We start from the raw sequence: 20,402 nt of genomic DNA, 5'->3' as shown, positions 1-20,402 counted from the left end.
ACCGGGTCGTAGCGGTAGGACAGCGGCCCACGGCGGCTGTCGTGGATGTCGGTCAGTTGGCTGGCTGCGTCGTACTGATAGGTGCGTTTGAGCAGGGTGGTTTTGTCGTCGCTGCGGCCTAAAAGCTATTCTTGCAGGCGCCCGGCCGGGTCCCATTGTTGGGTTTGTAGAAGACGGTTGCCCTGATGACGGGCGACTTCGCGGTGCAGGTCGTCGCGTTCGTAGCAATAGTTTATGGTTTCGGGATAAATCCTGGCGTCTTGTTAGATTCCTTACGAACTCCGCGACCTATAAATAATCGCCAATTTTTGCCGCTGCTAACTGCTTTTTCGGTCCAGTAGTAGTTATCTAAAATCTTGTAAGTTTTACCGTCGCCTGCCACGACTCCTTTCCGAGCGTACTTCTTAAATAATTTATTCAACTCTCGATTGACTATTTTTTCAACACTTGAACTGTCGGCGCTGTAGCGTGTTGCCCCAATAGCATATTCATCCTCTCCTTCGTAAGATACAGTAACGAAGCCCTTTCTTTGCTCACGCCTGAATGTTTCTTTTGTATGTAAAGCGATTACCCCCTCATCCTTTCTTTCACCAAAAAACCAATCACAAAAAGAAAAATCACTTTCGTTAAAGTCCTTTAGATTAAGATCATCTAAGCGCGCGAATCTTTTCTCTATCTTGTGCCAAAAATACAAGCAAAACCCTGTATTTGCCATGAGTTCCGAATTAATGCTTACAAACTCTTCAAACATCAAAAAAATGATTTTATCCATTAACTATTTCCTTTGGCAGGTGCAATTATATGGCCGGAATTGCACGTCATCAGGAGCAAATTCTCCCTTGATTTTTGTTCTTAGATCATCAAGTGCCTGTTTCTCTCGAACAATCGAAGTTGTTTGGTCTGCACGATTTTTACCGACATTGCCGTAGATGAGTTTTCCCTCTACATCCTCGTAAATTATATCTGGGCGACGACCTCCTTTATTACCTCCTGGCGTGAGGACTAACTGCTCTTTCATGACCCCGCCCCCAGCAATGACTCTCCCCCCAGAAGCCTCAACCTCTTGGCCCCAAGCTTGAATAACTTGATTATGTGGACCCTCTCCATTGCTTTTAGGGCCTCGCTTAGCAAGTCCCAACGCATCAATCCACTCCACCGGATTGGGCGCATACGCATACAGATTCAACCCACCCGCATAGCTGATGGGGTCTTAGCTGATAAACCGTTCGCCCCGTGGATCATAGTGCCTATACCGATTATAGTGCAGCCATATTTCGTGATCATGCATGGCTATTTTATAATCGTTGCAGCATCTTATATGAATCAAATGACTATGTAAGTGATGCAAGCGGACTTAAAAACTCCACAAGCCACAAAATCATATCTGCACATCTATATGCTAGATATTGACGCGAACATTTTTAATCTCTCCTTCAACTCATAAATAGACGCCTCTATCATAGAGCAATACTGAGAAATACTGAGTTCCTCAGTAAAGCATGTAGTGCTTGCCCAAGGTTTTATGACAATAAAACTTTGCTTATGCACATCAACGAATACCGCCTCATCACCATCAAAAGCCTCAACACCTAACGGCAAGCAAGAATTTCTTATATCTTCTCGAATAGCATTAGACAGGACGTTTTCCAAATTATCCATGGCGCACTCTATCGGCTCAAAATCATTCATTCTGACCACTAAATCCTCTAACGCCAACAAAAGACTCTTTGCAAGCATAAGCTGCTCGTAATCTCCAACACTTACTGAACCAAAAACAAATTCACAGCGCGAAAAAACGTATTGCCTGTCAGTTGAGAGCTCTACCTCCAATTTAATTATTGGCTCTTTCATTTCCCTGTCCCCTTACATTTACAAGTAATCGTCCTTGCTGCAAACCGTTTAGCAACTTCAGGTGGCACTGGAATCCCGCGATTCTGCATAGAGTCTCCATTCCAATGCACTTTTCCATCATTGCTATTGCCAAAACGATGAACTACGCCATGTTCATCTCGCGTATACCAATGCTTACCCTCTGCATCAGGTATCGCTTTTTTGTACAACTCCTCTGCATTTTTGGGAAGAATTGAAGTTTTTGTTCCTCCACCTCTAAATTTTCCAGATGAAGGATCATGGTGCCCTGGATTTTCATATTTTGGTTTTGGGCCGTGGTATCGACCCTCTTTAGGGAGCTTGGCTAACCCATTTGGATCAACCCACCCCGTTGGATTCGGCGCATACGCATAAAGATTCAACCCACCCGCATAGCTGATCGGGTCTTTGCTAACAAACCGTCCGGCCCGTGGATCATAGTACCTATACCGATTGTAGTGCAGCCCTGTTTCATGATCGTGGTACTGCCCCTGAAACCTGATCGGGTTGGTCAGGCCTTGGCGCTGGGCCCATTCCGAGCGTTGTTCTTTAACTTCCCCCCACGCGTTGTACTGCGCGCTCCAGGCGATTTGGCCGGTGGGGTCGGTGAGTTCCTGCGGTGTGCCGAGGTGATCACACTGGTACCACGCCAACACGTCAATCGGCAGCGCTTGCGGGGTGTGGGTCCACAGCGGGTCCTGGTCGATGTCGTAGGCGCCGGTGTAACTCGGTTGGGCCAGCAGGCGCATCGGTTGGTGGCGCAAGGCCTGGGCCACGGGGACGAAGCTGCCGGGTTCGTAGAGGTAGTGGACGGTTTTGCCGCTCGCGCCGTCGGCCTGTGCGGGGCTACTTTCCCAGGCGAGGGTGTCGCCGTCCCAGCCGAATAAGGTGAAGCCGCACCCCAGTTCCCGCTGTTTGCGCGCCTGTTCGTTGCGGTTCCACTGCGAGCCGACTTCGGAGCGGTTGCGGTGGTGGGCGTTGGAGTGTTTGTACAGACGACGGCCCAGCGGGTCGTAGGCGTAGTCGACGCGCAGTTGGCTGTTTTCAAAGCGCACCAGGCGGTCAAACAGGTCCCAGTGCAGGCGGCTTTGCTGGCCGTTGTGCCAGCGGCGGATCTGGTTGCCGCGTTCGTCGTAGTCGTAGTGGCTGCCGGCGTATTCGCGCAGCAGGTTGTCCATGAGTTAGTTGCGTTTGGGGTTTTGCTCCAGCGGTCGTTGGACCTGCTGGTTTTTTTCATCCAGCAGGTTGCTGGCCGGGTCGTAGCGGTAGGACAGCGGCCCGCGACGGCTGTCGTGGATGTCGATCAGTTGGCCTGCGGCATCGTATTTATAGTCGCGCTTGAGCAGCACGGACTGGTCAAATGCAAGCTGGTTTTTTAAAGAACGCTGTCGCCATTCAACGGCTTACGGCTCCTTTAGGGCCACTGGCAATCAGGCTGGCCCCGCAGGCGGTTTTCATCTCGTCGAGTGCGACGGCAATCCCGTCAACGGCGTAAGTAGCGCTGCCCTCGGCAATCGGGAAAATCCCCTTGCACAATGGGCAACTGACCATGTGACCGCCCCCGGCAATGGGTTTGCCGTTGAGGTCGGTATTGGGAAAGCTTCCAGAACGACGCCACCGTGGGTGCTGTCTTCTCCTTAGCGGATGATGTCTTTGTTTTTTACGAACTGCTCAATATCATCTAGGGCATCGCTTGCTCGCCCGGATAAATTATGGTCTTTACTAAGCTTTATCAATAAAGGGATTGTGATATTTTTATCAATTGTTCCATGTATTCTGGCAACATGCCCTAAACAGGTAATTGCAAGCCCCTTTATATTCAAACTCTTGTCTGAATATATTAATTCATGGCATTTTTCCTGGATCCACCTAGGTTCATCAATATTAAATACAGCGTACATGAGAGCCTCTATAAGCTCCTGCTCATTGTCGGATTTCAATAAGCTCTCCAGCTCTGTTAAAGAGAGTTTATTCGGAATATTCATTTTTTGATTTTTCCTTTGGTAGTTGTTTTTTTGGATTTTCTGAGCGCATTTTGCTGGTCACTATGAAGGTCGCACCAACACCGTACATGCCCATGAAATTCCTCATCCCCGTTCGGTAGTGTCTGGGTCTTATCAAGAACCACTAATTCATTCTTTGCCGTATCTACTCCTACTCTTCTAGGAGAGGTTTCTTTAACTTGAACAGAATTGTCTAAAGCCGCCTGCCCATTTGAAGGTGCCCGGCTCTTTACTGCGTTATCAGCTGGTCCATGGTACGGGGCATCTTTATAAATACGCGCCAACCCCAGCGGATCAACCCATTCCACCGGATTAGGCGAATACACATACAGATTCAACCCACCCGCATAGCTGATCGGGTTGGTCAGGCATTCGCGCCGTGCCCATTCCGAGCGCTGTTTTTTTTACTTCACTCCAGGCTTTGTACTGCGCACTCCAGGCCATTTGGCCATTGTGATCGGTCAGTTCTTGCGGGGTGCCGAGGTGATCGCACTGGTACCAGGCCAGTACATCGATCGGGTTCGCTTTGGTTTGGAAGGTCTACGGCGGTTTTTTTATCTATATTTTAACCACCTGTGTAAACTGGCTAATTATCAAATTCGCTCATGGCGCACATCCTAATTTCTTCTATTTTTGTAATTGTAGGCAGCGCTACTAGCAACATCGGAATCAAAGTCATTTAAGAGTTTCTTAATGATCCCAATTGGTGTTTTCTTATTGGCAGCAATTGCTATTCGCACAGTACTATCTGGGTCATTTGATAGTTTTTCAAATAACTCAACAGTCAGCTTTCGCTTGGAAGCTACAAATTGACGTACCCCGGTATCGAATTTGCATAGTTCTTCAAGAATCTCTATCGGAACGGTTTTGTTATGAGCTACCCATTTTCTGTGATTCGGATATTTTTTAATTATATCTCGCCAAATAGAAATATCAGCTTCATCCATGGCTGCTCGGTCGTACTCGCTTTTTATAGGGCTCTCTCGTAGCTTTACGAATTCTTCGGCAGAGTAAATCATTTGGCGTCCTTGCATTTAAGCGATTTAAAGTTAATTGTCTTCCCAACGTTGCTTTTGTACTTACTCATATAGTCACCATACACGTCAGCGTCAGCAATCCAATCGCCGTTTTTATCATAGAGTTTCCATGCGCTCTCGCCGTGACCAGTTTTATCCTCTGACCACCATTGTTTAGTCACTGGATCTCGCTGATATTTCACTTGGCCAACACCACCAACATGTCTTTCACAAAGTCGATCATAGCGGTTAACTTCCCATTTTTTTCTACATGGGCATTTAGAATTTTGATTGCGCTTCTCTGACGTTGGTTTGCGTCCTGCATCAACAGGAAACTTCGTCAACCCCAACGGATCCGTCCATTCTATGGGATTCGGCGCATACACATACAGATTCAACCCACCCGCATAGCTGATCGGGTCCTTGCTGATAAACCGCCCGACCTGAGGATCATAGTACCGATAGCGGTTGTAGTGCAGCCCGGTCTCGTGGTCGTGGTACTGGCCCTGAAAGCGGATCGGGTTTTTCAGGCCTACACGTTGCGCCCACTCCGAGCGCTGCTCTTTTACTTCACCCCAGGCTTTGTAGTGCGCGCTCCAGGCCATCTGGCCGTTGTGGTCGGTCAGTTCCTGCGGCGTGCCGAGGTGATCACACTGGTACCAGGCCAGTACCTCGATCGGGTTCGCCTCGATTTTGTAGGTCCACAGCGGATCTTCATCAATGTCGTAGCCACCTTCATAGCTCGGCTGCGCCAACAGGCGAATCGGCGTGTGCCGTATGGCCTGGGCTACCGGGACAAAGGTGCCGGGCTCATAAATATAATGAACCGTACGCCCCGAGCCGCCATCGTCCTGCGGCGGGCTGCTTTCCCAGGCCAGGGTGTCGCCGTCCCAGCCAAATAAGGTAAAACCACAGCCCAGTTCCCGTTGTTTGCGCGCCTGTTCGTTCTTATTCCACTGCGAGCCGGCCTCCGGGTTGTTGCGGTGGTGGGCATGGGAGTTTTTGTACAGGCGCCGACCCAGGGCGTCGTAGGCGTAGTCGACGCTCAGTTGGCTGTTTTCAAAGCGTACCAACCGATCAAACAGGTCCCAGTGCAAACGGCTGAGCTGGCCGTTGTGCAGGCGCTGGATCTGGTTGCCGCGTTCGTCGTATTCGTAGTGAGTGCCGGCGTATTCGCGCAGCAGGTTGTCCATCAGTTTGTTGCGCTTGGGGTTTTGCTCCAGCGGTCTTTGAACCTGCTGAGTTTTTTCGTCGAGCAGGTTGCTCGCCGGGTCGAAGGCGAAGGTTTCCACACCCAAACGGCTGGTGGCTTCGAGCAATCGGCCCACCACGTCGTAGCGGTAGGACAGGGGGCCACGGCGGCTGTCAGTGATGTCGGTCAGTTGGCCTGCGGCATTGTATTTGTACCCGCGTTGGGCAGTGCAGACTAGCCATATACGAGCTGATTTTTTAAAGAGCGCTATTGCCGTTCAACTGCTTACGGCACCTTTCGGGCCACTCGCAATCAGTGCGGCGCCACATGCCGTTTTCATCCCGTCGAGTGCGACGGCAATCCCGTCAACGGCGTAAGTAGCGCTGCCCTCAACAATTGGGAAAATCCCCTTGCACAAAGGGCAACTGACCATGTGCCCGACCCCGGCAATGGGCTTGCTGTTGAGGTCGGTTTGCGAAAAAGCTTCGAGAACGACGCCACCGTGAGTGCTGGAGTCGCCTAGGCGGATGATGTCTTTCATTTAGTTACTTATCTCAATTGCTCAGTGATGTCCGTGAAATCAATGTTTTATATTGGTTATTGAGGCTAGTGACAAACACTCTATGTATCGTGCTTGGTCCATATTGTCGTGTTGCAGGCAAGCGTCTTCATATGCAAGTTTTTCGCAATCAGACATTGACGAAAAATATTTATCGATTGCAAAAAAAATCACAGCCATTAGGTATATCAACAAAAAAATAGAAGTACTCTGTGCGGGCGCGCATACCCCTCTCACCTTATCAATGAATCCCACTATCTTTACCTTTGTCTTGTCGGAACTATTTTCATCAAAAAAGCTGAGCACAGCTATGTAATTGTTTACGCCAAATAACCCATACTCCTCAAGGCTTGACTTTGTTTTTTAAAGCGCTTAAGCAATCATTCAGCATTTGCAGGATTTCATCTTTTGAATAAAAAAACTCCTCGCCCGCACTCATCCCACCTAGTAGGTCGAAAGCTTCGCTCAACTGCTTGTCCTCGTATTGATAAATGCACTCGTCAAGTCGCTTGGCATAAATGTACTTTGCAAATCGTAAAGGATCGTAAGGTACAGACTCTACATAATCTATTAACTCCACCAGCAATCGGGTCTCTTTTTCGTAGTTATTCATAACTAGCATCCACATTGACATTTTTTTATGGCTCTGCCGCTAGGGCTCGCGATGCCTTGATCAATATCTGATCTCGTTGGAGGATAGTGTGGCAGATCTAATAGCTCCCCATTGTTCATTTTTGGGTGAACACGGTTTACCGCACCGAAATGATCATAGGTTTCCTCCCATGTACGCACTTGGCCAGTAGCTGAGTTATATTCCGTGACATGAGATCTCCCTCTGGTGGGGCCCGAAGTTCTGGCTAAAGCTTCCTTATCGTAATACCTGATGCGACCATCCGGCAGTTCACGTATACGCTCAGCAGATTTTTCTGCACTTTGTAAGGCCGATAGTTTGCGTTTTAGCTTTTGCGCAGGGCTATCGCATCTTAATCCAAGCGGATCAACCCACTCCACCGGATTCGGCGCATACGCATAAAGATTCAACCCACCCGCATAGCTGATCGGGTCTTTGCTAACAAACCGTCCGACCCGTGGATCATAGTACCTATACCGATTGTAGTGCAGCCCTGTTTCGTGATCGTGGTATTGCCCCTGAAACCTGATTGGGTTGGTCAGGCTTTTCTGCTGTGCCCATTCCGAGCGTTGTTCTTTGACTTCTCCCCACGCGTTGTACTGCGCGCTCCAGGCGATTTGGCCGGTGTGGTCGGTCAGTTCTTGTGGCGTGCCGAGGTGGTCGCACTGGTACCACGCCAACACGTCAATCGGCAGCGCTTGCGGGGTGTGGGTCCACAGCGGGTCTTGGTCGATGTCGTAGGCGCCGGTGTAACTCGGTTGGGCCAGCAGGCGCATCGGTTGGTGGCGCAGGGCCTGGGCCACGGGGACGAAGGTGCCGGGTTCGTAGAGGTAGTGGACGGTTTTGCCGCTCGCGCCGTCGGCCTGTGCGGGGCTACTTTCCCAGGCGAGGGTGTCGCCGTCCCAGCCGAATAAGGTGAAGCCGCACCCTAGTTCGCGCTGTTTGCGCGCCTGTTCGTTGCGGTTCCACTGCGAGCCCGCTTCGCTTCGGTTTAGGTGGTGGGCGCTGGAGTGTTTGTAGAGGCGGCGGCCCAGCGGGTCGTAGGCGTAGTCGACGCGCAGTTGGCTGTTTTCAAAGCGTACCAGGCGGTCAAACAGGTCCCAGTGCAGGCGGTTGAGCTGGCCGTTGTGCAGGCGCTGGATCTGGTTGCCGCGTTCGTCGTAGTCGTAGTGGCTGCCGGCGTATTCGCGCAGCAGGTTGTCCATGAGTTTGTTGCGTTTGGTTTTTTGCTCCAGCGGTCGTTGGACCTGTTGATTTTGTTCGTCCAGCAGGTTGCTGGCCGGGTCGAAGGCGAAGGTTTCGACGCCCAGGCGGCTGGTGGCGTTGAGCAGTCGGCCAACCGGGTCGTAGCGGTAGGACAGCGGCCCACGACGGCTGTCGTGGATGTCGGTCAGTTGGCTGGCTGCGTCGTACTGATAGGTGCGTTTGAGCAGGGTGGTTTTGTCGTCGCTGCGGCCTAAAAGCTGTTCTTGCAGGCGCCCGGCCGGGTCCCATTGTTGGGTTTGTAGCAGGTGGTTGCCTTGGTGGCGGGCGACTTCGCGGTGCAGGTCGTCGCGTTCGTAGCCGATCAGTTCGTGTTCGTCCAGGCGCAGGCCCAGCAGGTGGCCGCTGCCGTAGGTCAGCCAGCTCACTCTGTGGCCGTCCGGGCGGGTGGTGGCGATGCGTTGGTTGAGCACGTCGTATTCGTGCTGCCACACGGCAACTACCGGGGTTTGCAAACTCAGGTAGTGCTGGTGTTCGCGCAGCAGGTTGCCCGCCGGGTCGTGGAACCATTGCAGGCGGCTGTCGGCGTTGCTGGCCATGACCAAATTGCCGTTGCCGTCGTAGGCGAAGGTTTCGGTTTGGGTGGCGCCGCCCAGGCGTGCGGTGCGTTCGATGAGGCGGCCGGTGGGGTCGAACTCGACCTGGGTGGTGCGCTGGCCGTCGACGGTGCTGGCCAGGCGCCCGGTTGATTCGTCGTACGCGTACAGGGTGCTGCGTCCGTCAAACCCGGTCTCTTTGAGCAAGCGACCGACCGGGTCGTAGTGAAAAAGAGCCTTTTGCTGGTTTTCGTTTTCCAGCGCGAGCAGTTGCCCGAGGCGGTCCCAGCGGTAGCGCAGGGTCTGTTCGGCGGCGTCGATACGTTCGTCGATCAAACCGGCGGCGGTGTAGCTCCAGGTGGTGCAGCGGTTGAGGCCATCGGTGTGGGCCAGCAGTCGGCCTTCGGCGTCGCGGCTGAAGCGTTCTTCGGTGTTATCGGGGTGCTTGATATGGATCAGTTGACCGGCTTTGTAGAGGTACTCGGTTGTGTTGCCCGCCGCATCGGTGAAGCAGACCATCTGGCCGAGGTCGTTGTACTCCCAAACGCTGGTTTTGCCGGAGCAGTCGGTGTACTCGATAAGTTGCCCGGCGTCGTTGTAGGCGAGGGCTTTTTCGTTGCCGTTGGCGTCTTTGATGGCGCTCGGCAAGCCCGCTGCGGTGTAGGCGTATTCGGTGGTGTTGCCCAGCGGGTCGACGGCTTCGATCAGGTTGCCCTGATCGTCGTAGTCACGCAGCCACAGGCCACCTTCGGCGTCGCTGATTTTGATCAGTTGATCGTGATCGTCGTAGGCGTAGTGCATGACGCTGTGGTCGGCGCGGGTATGTTCGAGCAGGTTGCTGCGATCGTCGTACGCGTAGCGGTCGGTGCTGCCGTCGGGATGCACGTGGCGCACGATGTTTTTCGCGTCGTCACGGAACAGCCATTCCGAGCGCCCGTCGGCATGGCGGATGCGGTAGGTGTAGCCGAGGATGTCGTAGTAGTGCCAGGTCTCGTGGCCGTGGGCGTCGGTGACGTAGGTCAGGCGGATGTTGTCGTCCCACTCCAGGCGCGTGTCGAAGCTGCCGTCGTCGGCCCATTCACGGACTGCTTTCGCGTCGGGGCCGGTGCCTTGCCATTGCAAGTTCATGCCGCGATTCGTGCGGTCGGTGTAGCGGGTGATCAGGTGGTGCTGGTATTGGTACGTCCAGGCTGCGCCGTTTTCGTCCTGGGCGTTGATCAGGTCGCCGTGGGCATCGTAGTAGTAGGCCGCCAGTTGGCGCACCGGCGCGCTGTCGCTGATTTCCCACAGGCCTGTGAGGCGCCCGTGTTCGTCCATCATCGTGCCCAGATGTAAATGGACGTTGTCGAGGTCGCCCTGGTAGGTGATGAGGTCGGACAACACCGGCTGGTCAGCGTGACGGTATTCGTGGTGCAGCATGATGCCTGCGCCGTTGCGCAGTTCGATTTGCGCGAGCAGGAAGCGGTCGCCGTGACGAACGTAACTTTCCCTGCGCTCGAAGCCACGACACAGCAACAGGGTGTTTTCCGTGACGCGAACCAGCGTCAGGTTTTCGATGGCGTCGTAGTGCGCCTGGCCGACGGGTTTGAGTGCGTATTTATGCTCACGGCCGTCAGAATCGTGGAACACCAGCCCCTTGTCATGGAGGTCAAAGCGGGTGGTGAATTCGTTGATCCAGCGCGCGCCCAGGGCGCCTTGGTCGTAGGCACTCAGGCGCGAGTAATAGGTGCGTGTCCAGTCAATCGGGAACGGGCCGGGCAAGCTGAAATCCGTGTGGCTGAACGTTTCCGCCCCTAAAGAGAAAAGGATGCTGTTACAAGACCCAACGCATGGGCCATTTTTCCCTGGGTTGGCCGTCTTTTGGGCAGGCACCTCTTTTTTCCGGACTTCCAGCTCACCTTTTCCCTGTATGTAGCGGGCTTTGCTCGTCGTCCCCGTTTTGATGCTACTGCTCAGTGCGTGCGGGTTGCGCAAACGCCATAACTGAACAGCTTTGTTGAGCACGACCAAAAGCGATCCGATGGATCCCTTAAGGGCTGGATCGTTAAGTTTTCTGAGCTGGACGCGCAGCTCGGGCGCCATCGCTATCAAATGCTCAGTCTGCTCGTACACCCGCTTTTTGGCCTGAGCAGGCATCAGAAGTTTGGCCGCCGAGTTGGCCACGCTGGTGCCCGCAGCGACCTGAATATCCCGCAAAGCGCCATAGACATTCGTGAAGATGTGAAACGGGTTGCGCTTGAGCTGCTCAGTGTTGATGGACGTGATGTGTTGCTGCGCGCTGGCAAGACGCCCCTTCACGTCCATGTCACCGTCTACCAGCGCCCTCATTCCTTTGGCGAGGTCCAACACAAGCTCTTCGCCCACCCCCCCTGCCTGCTCCAGCAAATCCGGTAGCTGGCTTTGGGCAATGGTCAGAAAGTGCTCAAGCCGGCCCACAATCGTTGCATTCAGGTGCCCAACCATGACTTCAATCAATGCATCGCCGAGCACTATCTTGCCGGTATGGGCAAGCTCACTACGGGCCAAAGACAAGATTGAGCGCAAGCTCACGCGCGCCGCGGTGGTGCCGGGAAAAGGAGCAACACACACCAGATTGATGCCCAGACTGACCCAGTCGAGCGGGTCGCTGCCACCGTTTTTAATCAGACTCACAATGTCGCCAATGGCATCAGCAAGCGCCATGACATTGCCAACGACCGGAACCAAGCCTGCAACGTGTTGCAGTCGTTCAAGGGTAACCGCCCCGCCGCTGATGTCTTGCAGCCAGGCATCAATGGCGGAAACGTCGCGCCCGACATCTTCGATCTGAACTTCATTGAGCGGAACGATGGCAACTTGGGGCGCACGGGTGTGAGCAACGGCATTTCCAGGGGTCATGAAAGCCTCTCACCCGTCAGCAGGCTGACCAGCTCCAGATCAAAAACAAACGGCCTGCTCAAGGCCTCGCGGCCCTTGAAGGCCACGACCTGAACGTCCGCACCCGCAAGGGTGAGCGTGAAATGGGGTTGATCCGCCGGTGAAAACATCCTGACTCCTCATGCAGTGCTGCAGGCGCGCGTCGCCAAAAAAGAGGCGACGAAAACACATCATTCCGGGGTTAAACCTGCGCACTGACCCACAAGGCGCCCGTGCGCAGAAACACTCAGCCAGCCTTAGCCAGCCACCGGCGTACGCCAGTCATCGGAACCGGAAGTGCCCGACACTTCGTGGGTCCAGGTGATTTTTCGGTAGGTGAATTCCACGTCTTCCAGGTGCGTGAAGTGCGAGTTCGACGGGTCCTGGCAGTTGTGCATGTAGTCCTTGATGTCGACGATGATGGCGTCTTCAAGTTTGGTGGTGAAGTAATGCTCTTGCGTGCCGGCAGCCGAGGTGCGGAACCACTGGATTTCGATTTCGGTCAGGCGCTCGCCCGAGGTCAGTGCGGCCAGCAGCAGCGGCGAGGACTTGTCGAACACCTTGGTGATCTTCACCGGCTTGTGAACACGCTGGCCGGTCGGTTGGCCTGATTGCGGGTCGCGAGGGATGATCACTTCGTGGCTGAAACCCTGAACCATGACCTGGTCTTCATGACCTTCCTGATACGTGTTGCCCACCGAATCCGCGGTGAATGCACCGGCTGTAATCAGACCCTGTTTGGTGCCGGTGATGGACATGTAAGCTGGCGTCGCCATTGATGCTCTCCTTGCTCAAAAATGAGGACTTGAAAGGCGCAAATGCCACTCAAGTGCTGAATGGAGTAACCAAAGATCGTGCCAGCTTTTATCAAGTCATTTAAAAACAAGGCGTTACGCGAAGTAAGGAATTTTGCTGGTTATTTTTTAAACAAAAACCTTTAAAAAGTGCGCAAGAAGTTGCGCAGTACTGTGCAACTTCTTGCGCACTCGTCTGCAGGCCACGGTTTATATGCAGCGCGGCCATGTATCCACACAGTTATCCACATTTGAGTGCGCAACTTCTTGCGCAGTTGCGAAAAATGGGAAACTTCCGAAACGCGTCTTTTTAAAGTCTGGTTAGTTTAAAAACAGGCTGTGCTTAGCCCTCAAAATAGTCTTTGAACAGAGCTAAAAACCCGGGGCATTTGGGTAGGCATAACGCCAGAAATTCACCCCCCTTCGCACAGGCTCTTGTGCTACTGGGCAGAACCGACTTCAACGATTGGACGGAAGGCCAGCAAGGCACAAGCAAAGCGCTTTACGTCGAGAAAAAACTCGGCGAATCGTGGATCGCAGACATCAGCACACGTGGCATTGGACTGTTCCCGGCCCCGCTACTAAAACAAGGGCGCGGCCAAAAGACCGTGAATGACATTTTTACGATTGTCAGGCACATCGGGGCCAACGCTTTTGGAGACAGGGCGCTCAGATCCGCCCCCTGTGGGCAGCATCAGTCATGTGGGTACTGATGCCGCCCTTGAGCAGGCCGATCCATTTAGCCGGGAAGAGATCGAGGGAATAGACAAAGTAGATCCTGCGCGCATACCCGATGCCCGCAGGAGCATACTCAACGGCTGGACGGAGCTGTGGTTATCTGAAGTGATTGCACTCGTCATCGAAGACGTGGAGAGCCGTACGGCGCAGGCCGCCAGTGGTTCGAGAATAGAAAGCACCGAAAGCGCGCTCCAAGTTGCGCACCGTCGAACGGATCGACTCGGCCCTGGATCAGCGGGTGTCGAGAATGGCCTTTCATCACATCCCGAAAACGAAAAAGCCCCTGAAATGTTCAACCATTTCAGGGGCTTAGTCTTGTTCAATAATGGCGGAGAGATAGGGATTCGAACCCTAGGTACTGTCGCCAGTACAACGGATTTCGAATCCGTCCCATTCGGCCACTCTGGCATCTCTCCAACGGCGCGCATCATAACAGCACTTTTGATTCAGGCAAACCTTATTTTCAAAAAAACTGCGTGCTATCAGATGCTTGCGCGTTTTTACGGCTTAAAGCGGAACGCCCAGGCGGTTTGCCACTTCTTCGTAAGCTTCGATGACGTCGCCCAGACCCTGACGGAAGCGGTCTTTGTCCATCTTCTTGCCAGTGGCCTTGTCCCACAGGCGGCAGCCGTCCGGGCTGAATTCGTCGCCCAGTACGATCGAGCCGTCATGGAAGACGCCGAATTCGAGTTTGAAGTCGACCAGCATCAGGCCTGCGTCGTCGAACAGCTTGCTCAGCACCTCGTTGACTTTGAGCGACAGCTCTTTCATGCGTACCAATTGCTCGGCCGTGCCCCAGCCAAACGCCACCACGTGGGATTCGTTGATGAACGGGTCGCCTTTGGCGTCGTCTTTGAGGAACAGTTCGAAGGTGTAAGGGTTGAGCTTCATGCCCTCTTCTACGCCCAGGCGCTTGACCAGGCTGCCCGCCGCATAGTTACGCACGACACACTCAACCGGGATCATGTCGAGTTTTTTCACCAGGCATTCGTTGTCGCCCAGCAGCCTGTCGAATTGGGTCGGCACGCCGGCTTCTTCGAGTTTTTGCATGATGAAGGCGTTGAACTTGTTGTTCACCATACCTTTGCGATCGAGCTGTTCGATGCGCTTGCCGTCGAACGCCGAGGTGTCGTTGCGGAACAGCAGGATCAAGCGGTTGGCGTCGTCAGTCTTGTAAACCGATTTCGCTTTACCGCGATAGAGTTCTTCACGTTTTTCCATGATGGGCTCCGCATGCTAAGTAGGTGGGCTAGGCGATTGTGCGCCAGTCTAGCCCTGAATCTTGATCGGCCAGTTGCAGCCAGTCCGGGTCGCACCCAAGGGTGTCGACAAAACATTGCCGGGCCAGCTGCGGCAGGTTGTTCTTGCTGCTCAGGTGGGCCAGCACCAGGTGTTGCAGGTCTTTCCAGCCCAACTCGGCCACCAGGTTTGCAGCCTGATGGTTGTTCAAATGTCCTTCCTGACCGCCCACCCGCTGCTTGAGAAAGTACGGGTAGTGGCCACGGGCAAGCATGTCGCGACAGTGGTTGGACTCGATCATCAACGCATCCAGATCGCGATAGCTGTGCAGCACACCGTCGCAATAGGAACCCAGGTCAGTCAGCAGACCAAAACGTCGCTGACCGTCACTGAATACGTATTGCGTGGGCTCCTGCGCATCATGGGCGACCCGTGTGACGCTGATGCTCAACGCGCCAATCTGTAATGTCTCGCCACCCGCCACGTAACCGGCAGGCTCGAGGGGTTTGCGCATCCCGCGCTGGGTGCCACGGCTCATATAGACCGGCAAATTGTAACGCCGAGACAGTAAACCCACGCCATGCACGTGATCGGCATGTTCGTGGGTTACCAGAATCGCGCTCAGCTGGTGTGGACTGATGCCCAACCGAACCAAACGGCGTTCGGTTTCCCGCAGGGAGAAACCGCAATCGACCAAAACATAAGTGCTGTCGCTGGCTATCAGCGTGCCATTCCCTTGGCTACCACTGCCGAGAACGGCAAAACGCATAGAATCAGCCCAAGTTGTCCTGGATCACGCCCAACACTTTGCGCGCCACTTCTGGCGACGCTACGGTGTTGATGTTCTCTTCGACCGTCACTTGCACCGCGTCGCCCACTTTGCTCAGGCGAACCTGATAACGCTCGGCACGGGCTTCAACTTCTTCCTTGTCCGGCTTGCTGCCGAACATACCGGCGAAGAAGCCAGGCTTGTCGTCTTTTTTCTGGGCTTTTTCAGCGAGGTTGATGTAGTACAGGCCCAACGTGCGGTTGATGTCTTCAACGCGCCATTCGCCCTGCTCCAGCGCACGACCCACGCTGGACCACGCACGATCGAGGTCTTCGTTGAGCGTCAGCACCGGGTTGCCGCTGCCGTCTTCGTTCAAGGTTACGCGAGTTGGCGTGTCAAAGTCGCGGGCCGCGAGCAACGACACCGTACCGCCCTTGTCGGCGCTGCGGCTCATGCTGACCAGCATTTCATTGACCAGTGCCGCATCCAGCCCGGCGTTGACCGAACGGTTGGTGAAGTCGACGTTGGCAGTGCTGCCCGCAGGGCGGTTGGCGCTGACCACGTAGATTTCGCTGGTATTGCGCTGCACGCCTGGCTCGATACGGACTCGCAGGCGCGTTTCGCTGTCGGCGGCCAGACCGCTGCTGCCCAGGTGACGGACCATCGAAGAGGACAATTCGCTGGCGCCCTGCCACGTAGTGGTGAACTCACCGGTTTGCGGGCGCTGCTCGTCAATACGGAAGCCGTTGTCCTGAAAGAACTGAAGGGCCAGCGGCCAGACTTCAGACGGAGAACGCTGCGCCATCAACCAGCGGCTGTCGCCGCTTTTTTGCAGGCTGAAATCGCTCGCACTGGTGGTCGCCACCAAAGGCTGCGGACGCGGCACTTCAAATTCGCCCTTGACGTTGTCATCCGGCACGTTGCTCGGGATCGGCAACAGCGGCACAAGGCGCTTGTCAGTCTGCACACCCGGCGGCAATTGCATTGGCGCCGTTTGTTGCGCCTCCAGATAGTCGCTGCCACGGTCCCGGAAATAACCCTCTGGACCCCACAGCCAACCGCAACCGCTGGTGCTGGAAATAATCACGGCTAGTGCGGAAAGTCCGGCCAATCGCTTCATGCGTAGTGCTTCCTCAATTAAACCAATACGCCGGACTGGCGCAGGGCCTGACGCAGCGGTTCGTGGCAGGCTTCGCTGAGCCAGGTGAGCGGCAGACGGATACCATCCGGCATCATGCCCATCTCATGCAGCGCCCACTTCACGGGGATAGGGTTGGATTCGATAAACAGGGTTTTATTGAGCGGCATCAACTGTTCGTGAATGGCACGCGCCTTGACGGCATCGCCCGCGATCGCGGCAGCGCACAGATCGCTCATGGCACGCGGCGCAACGTTGGCCGTCACCGAAATATTGCCCTTGCCGCCCAGCAGCATCAGCTCAACGGCTGTGGCGTCATCCCCGGAGTACACCAGGAAGTCTTCGCTCACGCCGGCCAGGATGTCTTTGGCCCGCTGCAGGTCGCCGGTGGCTTCCTTGATGCCGATGATGTTTGGCACCGTCGACAGGCGCACCACCGTGGCAGGCAGCATGTCGCAGGCCGTACGCCCCGGCACGTTGTAGAGGATCTGCGGGATGTCGACCGCTTCAGCGATGGCCTTGAAGTGCTGATACAAGCCTTCTTGCGTTGGCTTGTTATAGTAAGGCGTGACCAGCAGACAAGCATCTGCACCTGCCTTTTTGGCATTGGCAGTCAGCTCGATCGCTTCACGGGTCGAGTTGGCGCCCGTGCCGGCGATAACCGCGATACGCCCTGCGACTTGTTTGACAACGTGACGAATCACTTCGATGTGCTCGTTCACATCCAGCGTTGCCGATTCACCTGTAGTGCCAACGGCAACAATGGCGTTGGTGCCCTCTTGCAGGTGAAAGTCCACCAGTTTGCTCAGAGCGTCCCAGTCCAGGCGACCTTGTGCATCCATAGGTGTGACCAGTGCCACCATACTGCCCGCAATCATGCAACCGCTCCTGCCGGAAAAAGAGAGCCGTAATGGTACTGGCGCCTTGACCCTTGCACAAGCAACAGCGCGCCCGATGAGCATTCCCCTTCGCGCTGCTTTTCGCTACCCTTCAGCCTTTGATTGGTACTGATGTGCACGCGGGCCTGTTTTATGGCTCTTTATATTGCGCCCAAAGCCCCACCCAAACGCCGCCGTGCCGGGTTCGCACCCTTCGCCAACCTTGTGTGATGGCCGCTGCGTGCGAGGGTTTCGCGCCATAAAGTGCGCCACGGGCAACCCGTGCACCGTCCGTACCGACCACTCATCGTTTTAGGAAGGCTGAATGTCCACCCCCACAGTTCGCGAACAATTCCTTGTCATCAGTGCCCTTGGCGCCAACCCAATGGAGCTGACCAACGTCCTGTGCCGTGCCAGCCATGAGAACCGCTGCGCGGTCGTGACCTCACGCCTGACGCGCCACGGCGAGTGCAGCGCACTGGTACTGGAAGTCACTGGCAGCTGGGATGCGCTGGCGCGCCTTGAGGCCGGTTTGCCATCACTGGCCAAAAAACACGCATTCACTGTCAACGTGATCCGCAGTGCGGCCCTCGAAACCCGTCCGCAAGCCTTGCCTTACGTGGCGTATGTCAGTTCGGCGTATCGTCCGGACATCATCAATGAGCTGTGCCAGTTTTTCATCGACCACAACGTCGAACTCGAAAACCTGACCTGCGACACCTATCAGGCTCCGCAAACCGGCGGCACCATGCTCAACGCCACGTTTACCGTGACCTTGCCGGCAGGCGTACAAATCAGCTGGCTGCGTGACCAGTTCCTTGATTTTGCCGACGCCCTGAACCTCGATGCGCTGATTGAACCTTGGCGTCCACAAAACCCGATGTAAGGAGCGCCCCATGGCTGTAGCAATCGATCAACCCGTCAGCGATTTCCAGATCGCTGCCACCAGCGAGAAAACCGTCAAGCTGTCCGACCTTAAAGGCAAGCAGCTGGTGATTTACTTCTACCCCAAGGACAGCACGCCGGGCTGCACCACTGAAGGTCAAGGGTTTCGCGATCACTACGCGGACTTCCAGGCGGCTAGCACGGAAATCTTTGGCGTTTCACGTGACAGCCTCAAATCACACGAAAACTTCAAGGCCAAGCAAGGCTTCCCGTTCGAACTGCTGAGCGACAAGGACGAAGCCCTGTGCCAGTTGTTTGATGTGATTAAGCTGAAAAAGCTGTATGGCAAGGAATACCTTGGCGTGGACCGCAGCACCTTCCTGATCGACAAGGATGGTGTGTTGCGTCACGAATGGCGCGGGGTCAAAGTGCCCGGTCACGTTGAAGCCGTGCTGGAACAGGCCAAGGCGCTGAACAACGCCTGATGCCGCACACTTGCAGGCGCGTCCCCCGCGCCTGCAAGTCAATACGGTTACTGACGCACCAGTCGCAGGTTTTTGAACTCGGCCGTTTCAGTGGAACGGTACGGATTGATGTCCAGCCCGCCGCGACGCACATAGCGCGCATACACGGTCAAGGCCTCGGGCTTGAGCAGGCGTTGCAGGTCGAGAAAAATCCGCTCGACGCACTGCTCGTGAAAATCAGAGTGCTGCCGGAAGCTCACCAGATACGCCAACAGACTGGCGTGATCCAGCGCCGCGCCGCGGTATTGCACCACCACCGTGCCCCAATCGGGTTGACTGGTCACTGGGCAGTTGGATTTGAGCAAATGGCTGTAAACGCTTTCTTCAACCACGTGCGAAGCATCGCACTTCAAAAGCTCCGGACGAGGCTGCGCATAGTCGCTGACCGTGATGTCCAGACCGTCAATGCACACACCCGGCAAAACACCTACGCCATCAGCTTGCACTTCATCCAGCGTCCGTACGCGAACGATGACAGGCTTGCCCGATGCTTCTGACAAGTCAGATGTCAGGGTCTCAAGCAGGCTTGATGTATCCGGGAATACGGTCTGGTTCAGGGAGTTCAAGTACAACTTGAACGACTTGGACTCCACGATGTTGGGCGAATCGGCAGCGAAACAAAACTCGCCGATGGCAACGACCGGTTTACCCGACGGCAACAGCCACGACAGTTCAAAGCAGGTCCAAAAATCCACCCCGACATAGGGCAGCGTCTCGGCGCTCAGACCCAACTCTGCCCATTTCGCGGCACGCGGGATGGGGAACAGCAAGGACGGGGTGTAGGTGCTGATGTATTCACTGGACTTGCCCAGCGGCGAATGTTCGGCTGCGGGATGCATGACAAAAAACCTGGCTAGAAAAACCCCGCAATTCTATCGGGTTTACGCCCGGCTTTCAGCGCCCGCAGACGAACTTCACGATTTAAGGCGCTACTTTGAGCGTCCCGACCATGCCTGCCTGGTAGTGGCCGGGCACATTGCAGGCAAATTCGAGGTCGCGAGTACCGCTGAACGTCCAGGTCAGCTCAGCGGTTTTGCCCGGTTCGACCAGCACGCTGTTGGGGTCATCGTGGGCCATCCCGGTCATGGGCAGAGAACCCTGCCCCATCGCACCATGGTCCATGCCGGCGTGGTGCATGCCTGTGGTGGTCATCGCCCCGCTTTGCTGCATCTTGAGCATTTCTTTCTGATGTTCGGCGTGCATCGCGGCATCGCCCAGGTTGAACTCATGCAGCAGTTGGCCCTTGTTGATCAGCACAAAGCGCACGGTTTCACCGGCTTTCACCTCAAGGGTCTTGGGCGAGAACGCCAGATCGGTCATTTCGATGTTGACCGTGCGCGTAGCGCTGGCAGCCGCTGCTGGCTGGCCAATATCCGCATGACTGCCCGGCGAGGCAACGGCCGACACACTGAATGCCAACACACACGCCGCAAAGGCCAAACGATTACGTAGGGTCATAGGTACTCCAGAAGG

Annotated in this window: 18 protein-coding genes, 1 tRNA gene and 6 pseudogenes; 2 read left to right on the top strand and 23 right to left on the bottom strand. The window is 55.0% G+C overall.

The window, feature by feature from the left end:
• From V6F78_RS22555 to dapA, 21 genes and pseudogenes are all read right to left on the bottom strand, one after another.
• Positions 1-224, bottom strand: a pseudogene (locus tag V6F78_RS22555) (hypothetical protein); the annotation flags it as partial.
• Between the two features lie 8 nt (positions 225-232).
• Positions 233-772: a hypothetical protein gene (locus V6F78_RS21425; RefSeq protein WP_047296743.1), complete on the bottom strand. Its 540-nt coding sequence runs from the start codon at positions 770-772 to the stop codon at positions 233-235.
• Between the two features lie 3 nt (positions 773-775).
• Positions 776-1,018, bottom strand: a complete 243-nt coding sequence (locus tag V6F78_RS21420; RefSeq protein ID WP_169862731.1) for a hypothetical protein — start codon at positions 1,016-1,018, stop codon at positions 776-778.
• 104 nt (positions 1,019-1,122) lie between these two features.
• Positions 1,123-1,285: pseudogene (locus V6F78_RS22550) on the bottom strand (RHS repeat-associated core domain-containing protein); the annotation flags it as partial.
• Positions 1,286-1,392: 107 nt separating this feature from the next.
• Positions 1,393-1,851: a hypothetical protein gene (locus V6F78_RS21415; protein WP_047296740.1), complete on the bottom strand. Its 459-nt coding sequence runs from the start codon at positions 1,849-1,851 to the stop codon at positions 1,393-1,395.
• 338 nt (positions 1,852-2,189) lie between these two features.
• Positions 2,190-3,224: pseudogene (locus tag V6F78_RS21410) on the bottom strand (RHS repeat-associated core domain-containing protein); the annotation flags it as partial.
• Between the two features lie 40 nt (positions 3,225-3,264).
• Positions 3,265-3,476 (bottom strand): annotated as a pseudogene (locus V6F78_RS21405) (PAAR domain-containing protein).
• Between the two features lie 30 nt (positions 3,477-3,506).
• Positions 3,507-3,854 (bottom strand): hypothetical protein, encoded by a 348-nt coding sequence (locus V6F78_RS22545; RefSeq protein WP_047296774.1) that lies wholly within the window; start codon positions 3,852-3,854, stop codon positions 3,507-3,509.
• A 296-nt stretch (positions 3,855-4,150) separates the two neighbouring features.
• Positions 4,151-4,397 (bottom strand): annotated as a pseudogene (locus tag V6F78_RS22540) (RHS domain-containing protein); the annotation flags it as partial.
• A 92-nt stretch (positions 4,398-4,489) separates the two neighbouring features.
• Positions 4,490-4,891: a hypothetical protein gene (locus tag V6F78_RS21390; protein ID WP_047296775.1), complete on the bottom strand. Its 402-nt coding sequence runs from the start codon at positions 4,889-4,891 to the stop codon at positions 4,490-4,492.
• Positions 4,892-5,223: 332 nt separating this feature from the next.
• A pseudogene (locus V6F78_RS21385) lies at positions 5,224-6,303 on the bottom strand (RHS repeat-associated core domain-containing protein); the annotation flags it as partial.
• A gap of 54 nt (positions 6,304-6,357) precedes the next feature.
• The gene (locus V6F78_RS21380; RefSeq protein WP_047296768.1) at positions 6,358-6,621 is read right to left on the bottom strand and encodes a PAAR domain-containing protein; all 264 of its coding nucleotides are present in this window, start codon (positions 6,619-6,621) and stop codon (positions 6,358-6,360) included.
• A 361-nt stretch (positions 6,622-6,982) separates the two neighbouring features.
• On the bottom strand, positions 6,983-7,252 hold the full coding sequence (locus V6F78_RS21375) for a hypothetical protein (protein WP_047296770.1): 270 nt from the start codon (positions 7,250-7,252) through the stop codon (positions 6,983-6,985).
• Between the two features lie 2 nt (positions 7,253-7,254).
• A complete protein-coding gene (locus V6F78_RS21370) occupies positions 7,255-11,946 on the bottom strand; it encodes an RHS repeat-associated core domain-containing protein (protein WP_332728193.1) in 4,692 nt (1,563 codons plus the stop codon).
• Positions 11,943-12,095 carry a hypothetical protein gene (locus tag V6F78_RS21365; protein WP_156466849.1) on the bottom strand — a complete coding sequence of 51 codons (153 nt, stop codon included), beginning with the start codon at positions 12,093-12,095 and terminating at the stop codon, positions 11,943-11,945. Before V6F78_RS21365 ends, V6F78_RS21370 begins: the two co-directional genes overlap by 4 nt.
• Positions 12,096-12,221: 126 nt before the next feature.
• Entirely contained in the window at positions 12,222-12,740 is a 519-nt protein-coding gene (locus tag V6F78_RS21360; protein ID WP_048364825.1) for an Hcp family type VI secretion system effector, read from the bottom strand.
• 1,082 nt (positions 12,741-13,822) lie between these two features.
• Positions 13,823-13,912, bottom strand: a tRNA-Ser gene (locus V6F78_RS21355).
• A gap of 91 nt (positions 13,913-14,003) precedes the next feature.
• On the bottom strand, positions 14,004-14,717 hold the full coding sequence (gene purC / locus V6F78_RS21350) for a phosphoribosylaminoimidazolesuccinocarboxamide synthase (protein WP_047293109.1): 714 nt from the start codon (positions 14,715-14,717) through the stop codon (positions 14,004-14,006).
• A 28-nt stretch (positions 14,718-14,745) separates the two neighbouring features.
• Positions 14,746-15,504: an MBL fold metallo-hydrolase gene (locus tag V6F78_RS21345; RefSeq protein ID WP_047274082.1), complete on the bottom strand. Its 759-nt coding sequence runs from the start codon at positions 15,502-15,504 to the stop codon at positions 14,746-14,748.
• A 4-nt stretch (positions 15,505-15,508) separates the two neighbouring features.
• Positions 15,509-16,624: an outer membrane protein assembly factor BamC gene (bamC, locus tag V6F78_RS21340; protein WP_047274080.1), complete on the bottom strand. Its 1,116-nt coding sequence runs from the start codon at positions 16,622-16,624 to the stop codon at positions 15,509-15,511.
• A gap of 17 nt (positions 16,625-16,641) precedes the next feature.
• The gene (dapA, locus tag V6F78_RS21335; protein ID WP_047293107.1) at positions 16,642-17,520 is read right to left on the bottom strand and encodes a 4-hydroxy-tetrahydrodipicolinate synthase; all 879 of its coding nucleotides are present in this window, start codon (positions 17,518-17,520) and stop codon (positions 16,642-16,644) included.
• Positions 17,521-17,845: 325 nt separating this feature from the next.
• Here dapA and V6F78_RS21330 point away from each other — a divergent pair, with 325 nt between their 5' ends.
• Together V6F78_RS21330 and V6F78_RS21325 are read left to right on the top strand one after the other, a co-directional pair.
• Positions 17,846-18,406, top strand: coding sequence for a glycine cleavage system protein R (locus V6F78_RS21330; protein WP_047274076.1), 561 nt, complete (start codon positions 17,846-17,848; stop codon positions 18,404-18,406).
• Positions 18,407-18,416: 10 nt separating this feature from the next.
• A complete protein-coding gene (locus tag V6F78_RS21325) occupies positions 18,417-18,890 on the top strand; it encodes a peroxiredoxin (protein WP_169839811.1) in 474 nt (157 codons plus the stop codon).
• Positions 18,891-18,937: 47 nt separating this feature from the next.
• Here the strand turns inward: V6F78_RS21325 and queF are convergent, their stop codons facing one another.
• Together queF and copI are read right to left on the bottom strand one after the other, a co-directional pair.
• Positions 18,938-19,768 carry an NADPH-dependent 7-cyano-7-deazaguanine reductase QueF gene (gene queF, locus V6F78_RS21320; protein ID WP_047280170.1) on the bottom strand — a complete coding sequence of 277 codons (831 nt, stop codon included), beginning with the start codon at positions 19,766-19,768 and terminating at the stop codon, positions 18,938-18,940.
• A gap of 82 nt (positions 19,769-19,850) precedes the next feature.
• A complete protein-coding gene (gene copI / locus V6F78_RS21315; RefSeq protein WP_047293101.1) occupies positions 19,851-20,387 on the bottom strand; it encodes a copper-resistant cuproprotein CopI in 537 nt (178 codons plus the stop codon).
• Positions 20,388-20,402: the final 15 nt, after the last annotated feature.

Source organism: Pseudomonas sp. ESBL9, from assembly GCF_036668715.1.
GTDB lineage: Bacteria > Pseudomonadota > Gammaproteobacteria > Pseudomonadales > Pseudomonadaceae > Aquipseudomonas > Aquipseudomonas lundensis.
This window is presented reverse-complemented; position numbering and strand designations above follow the sequence as displayed.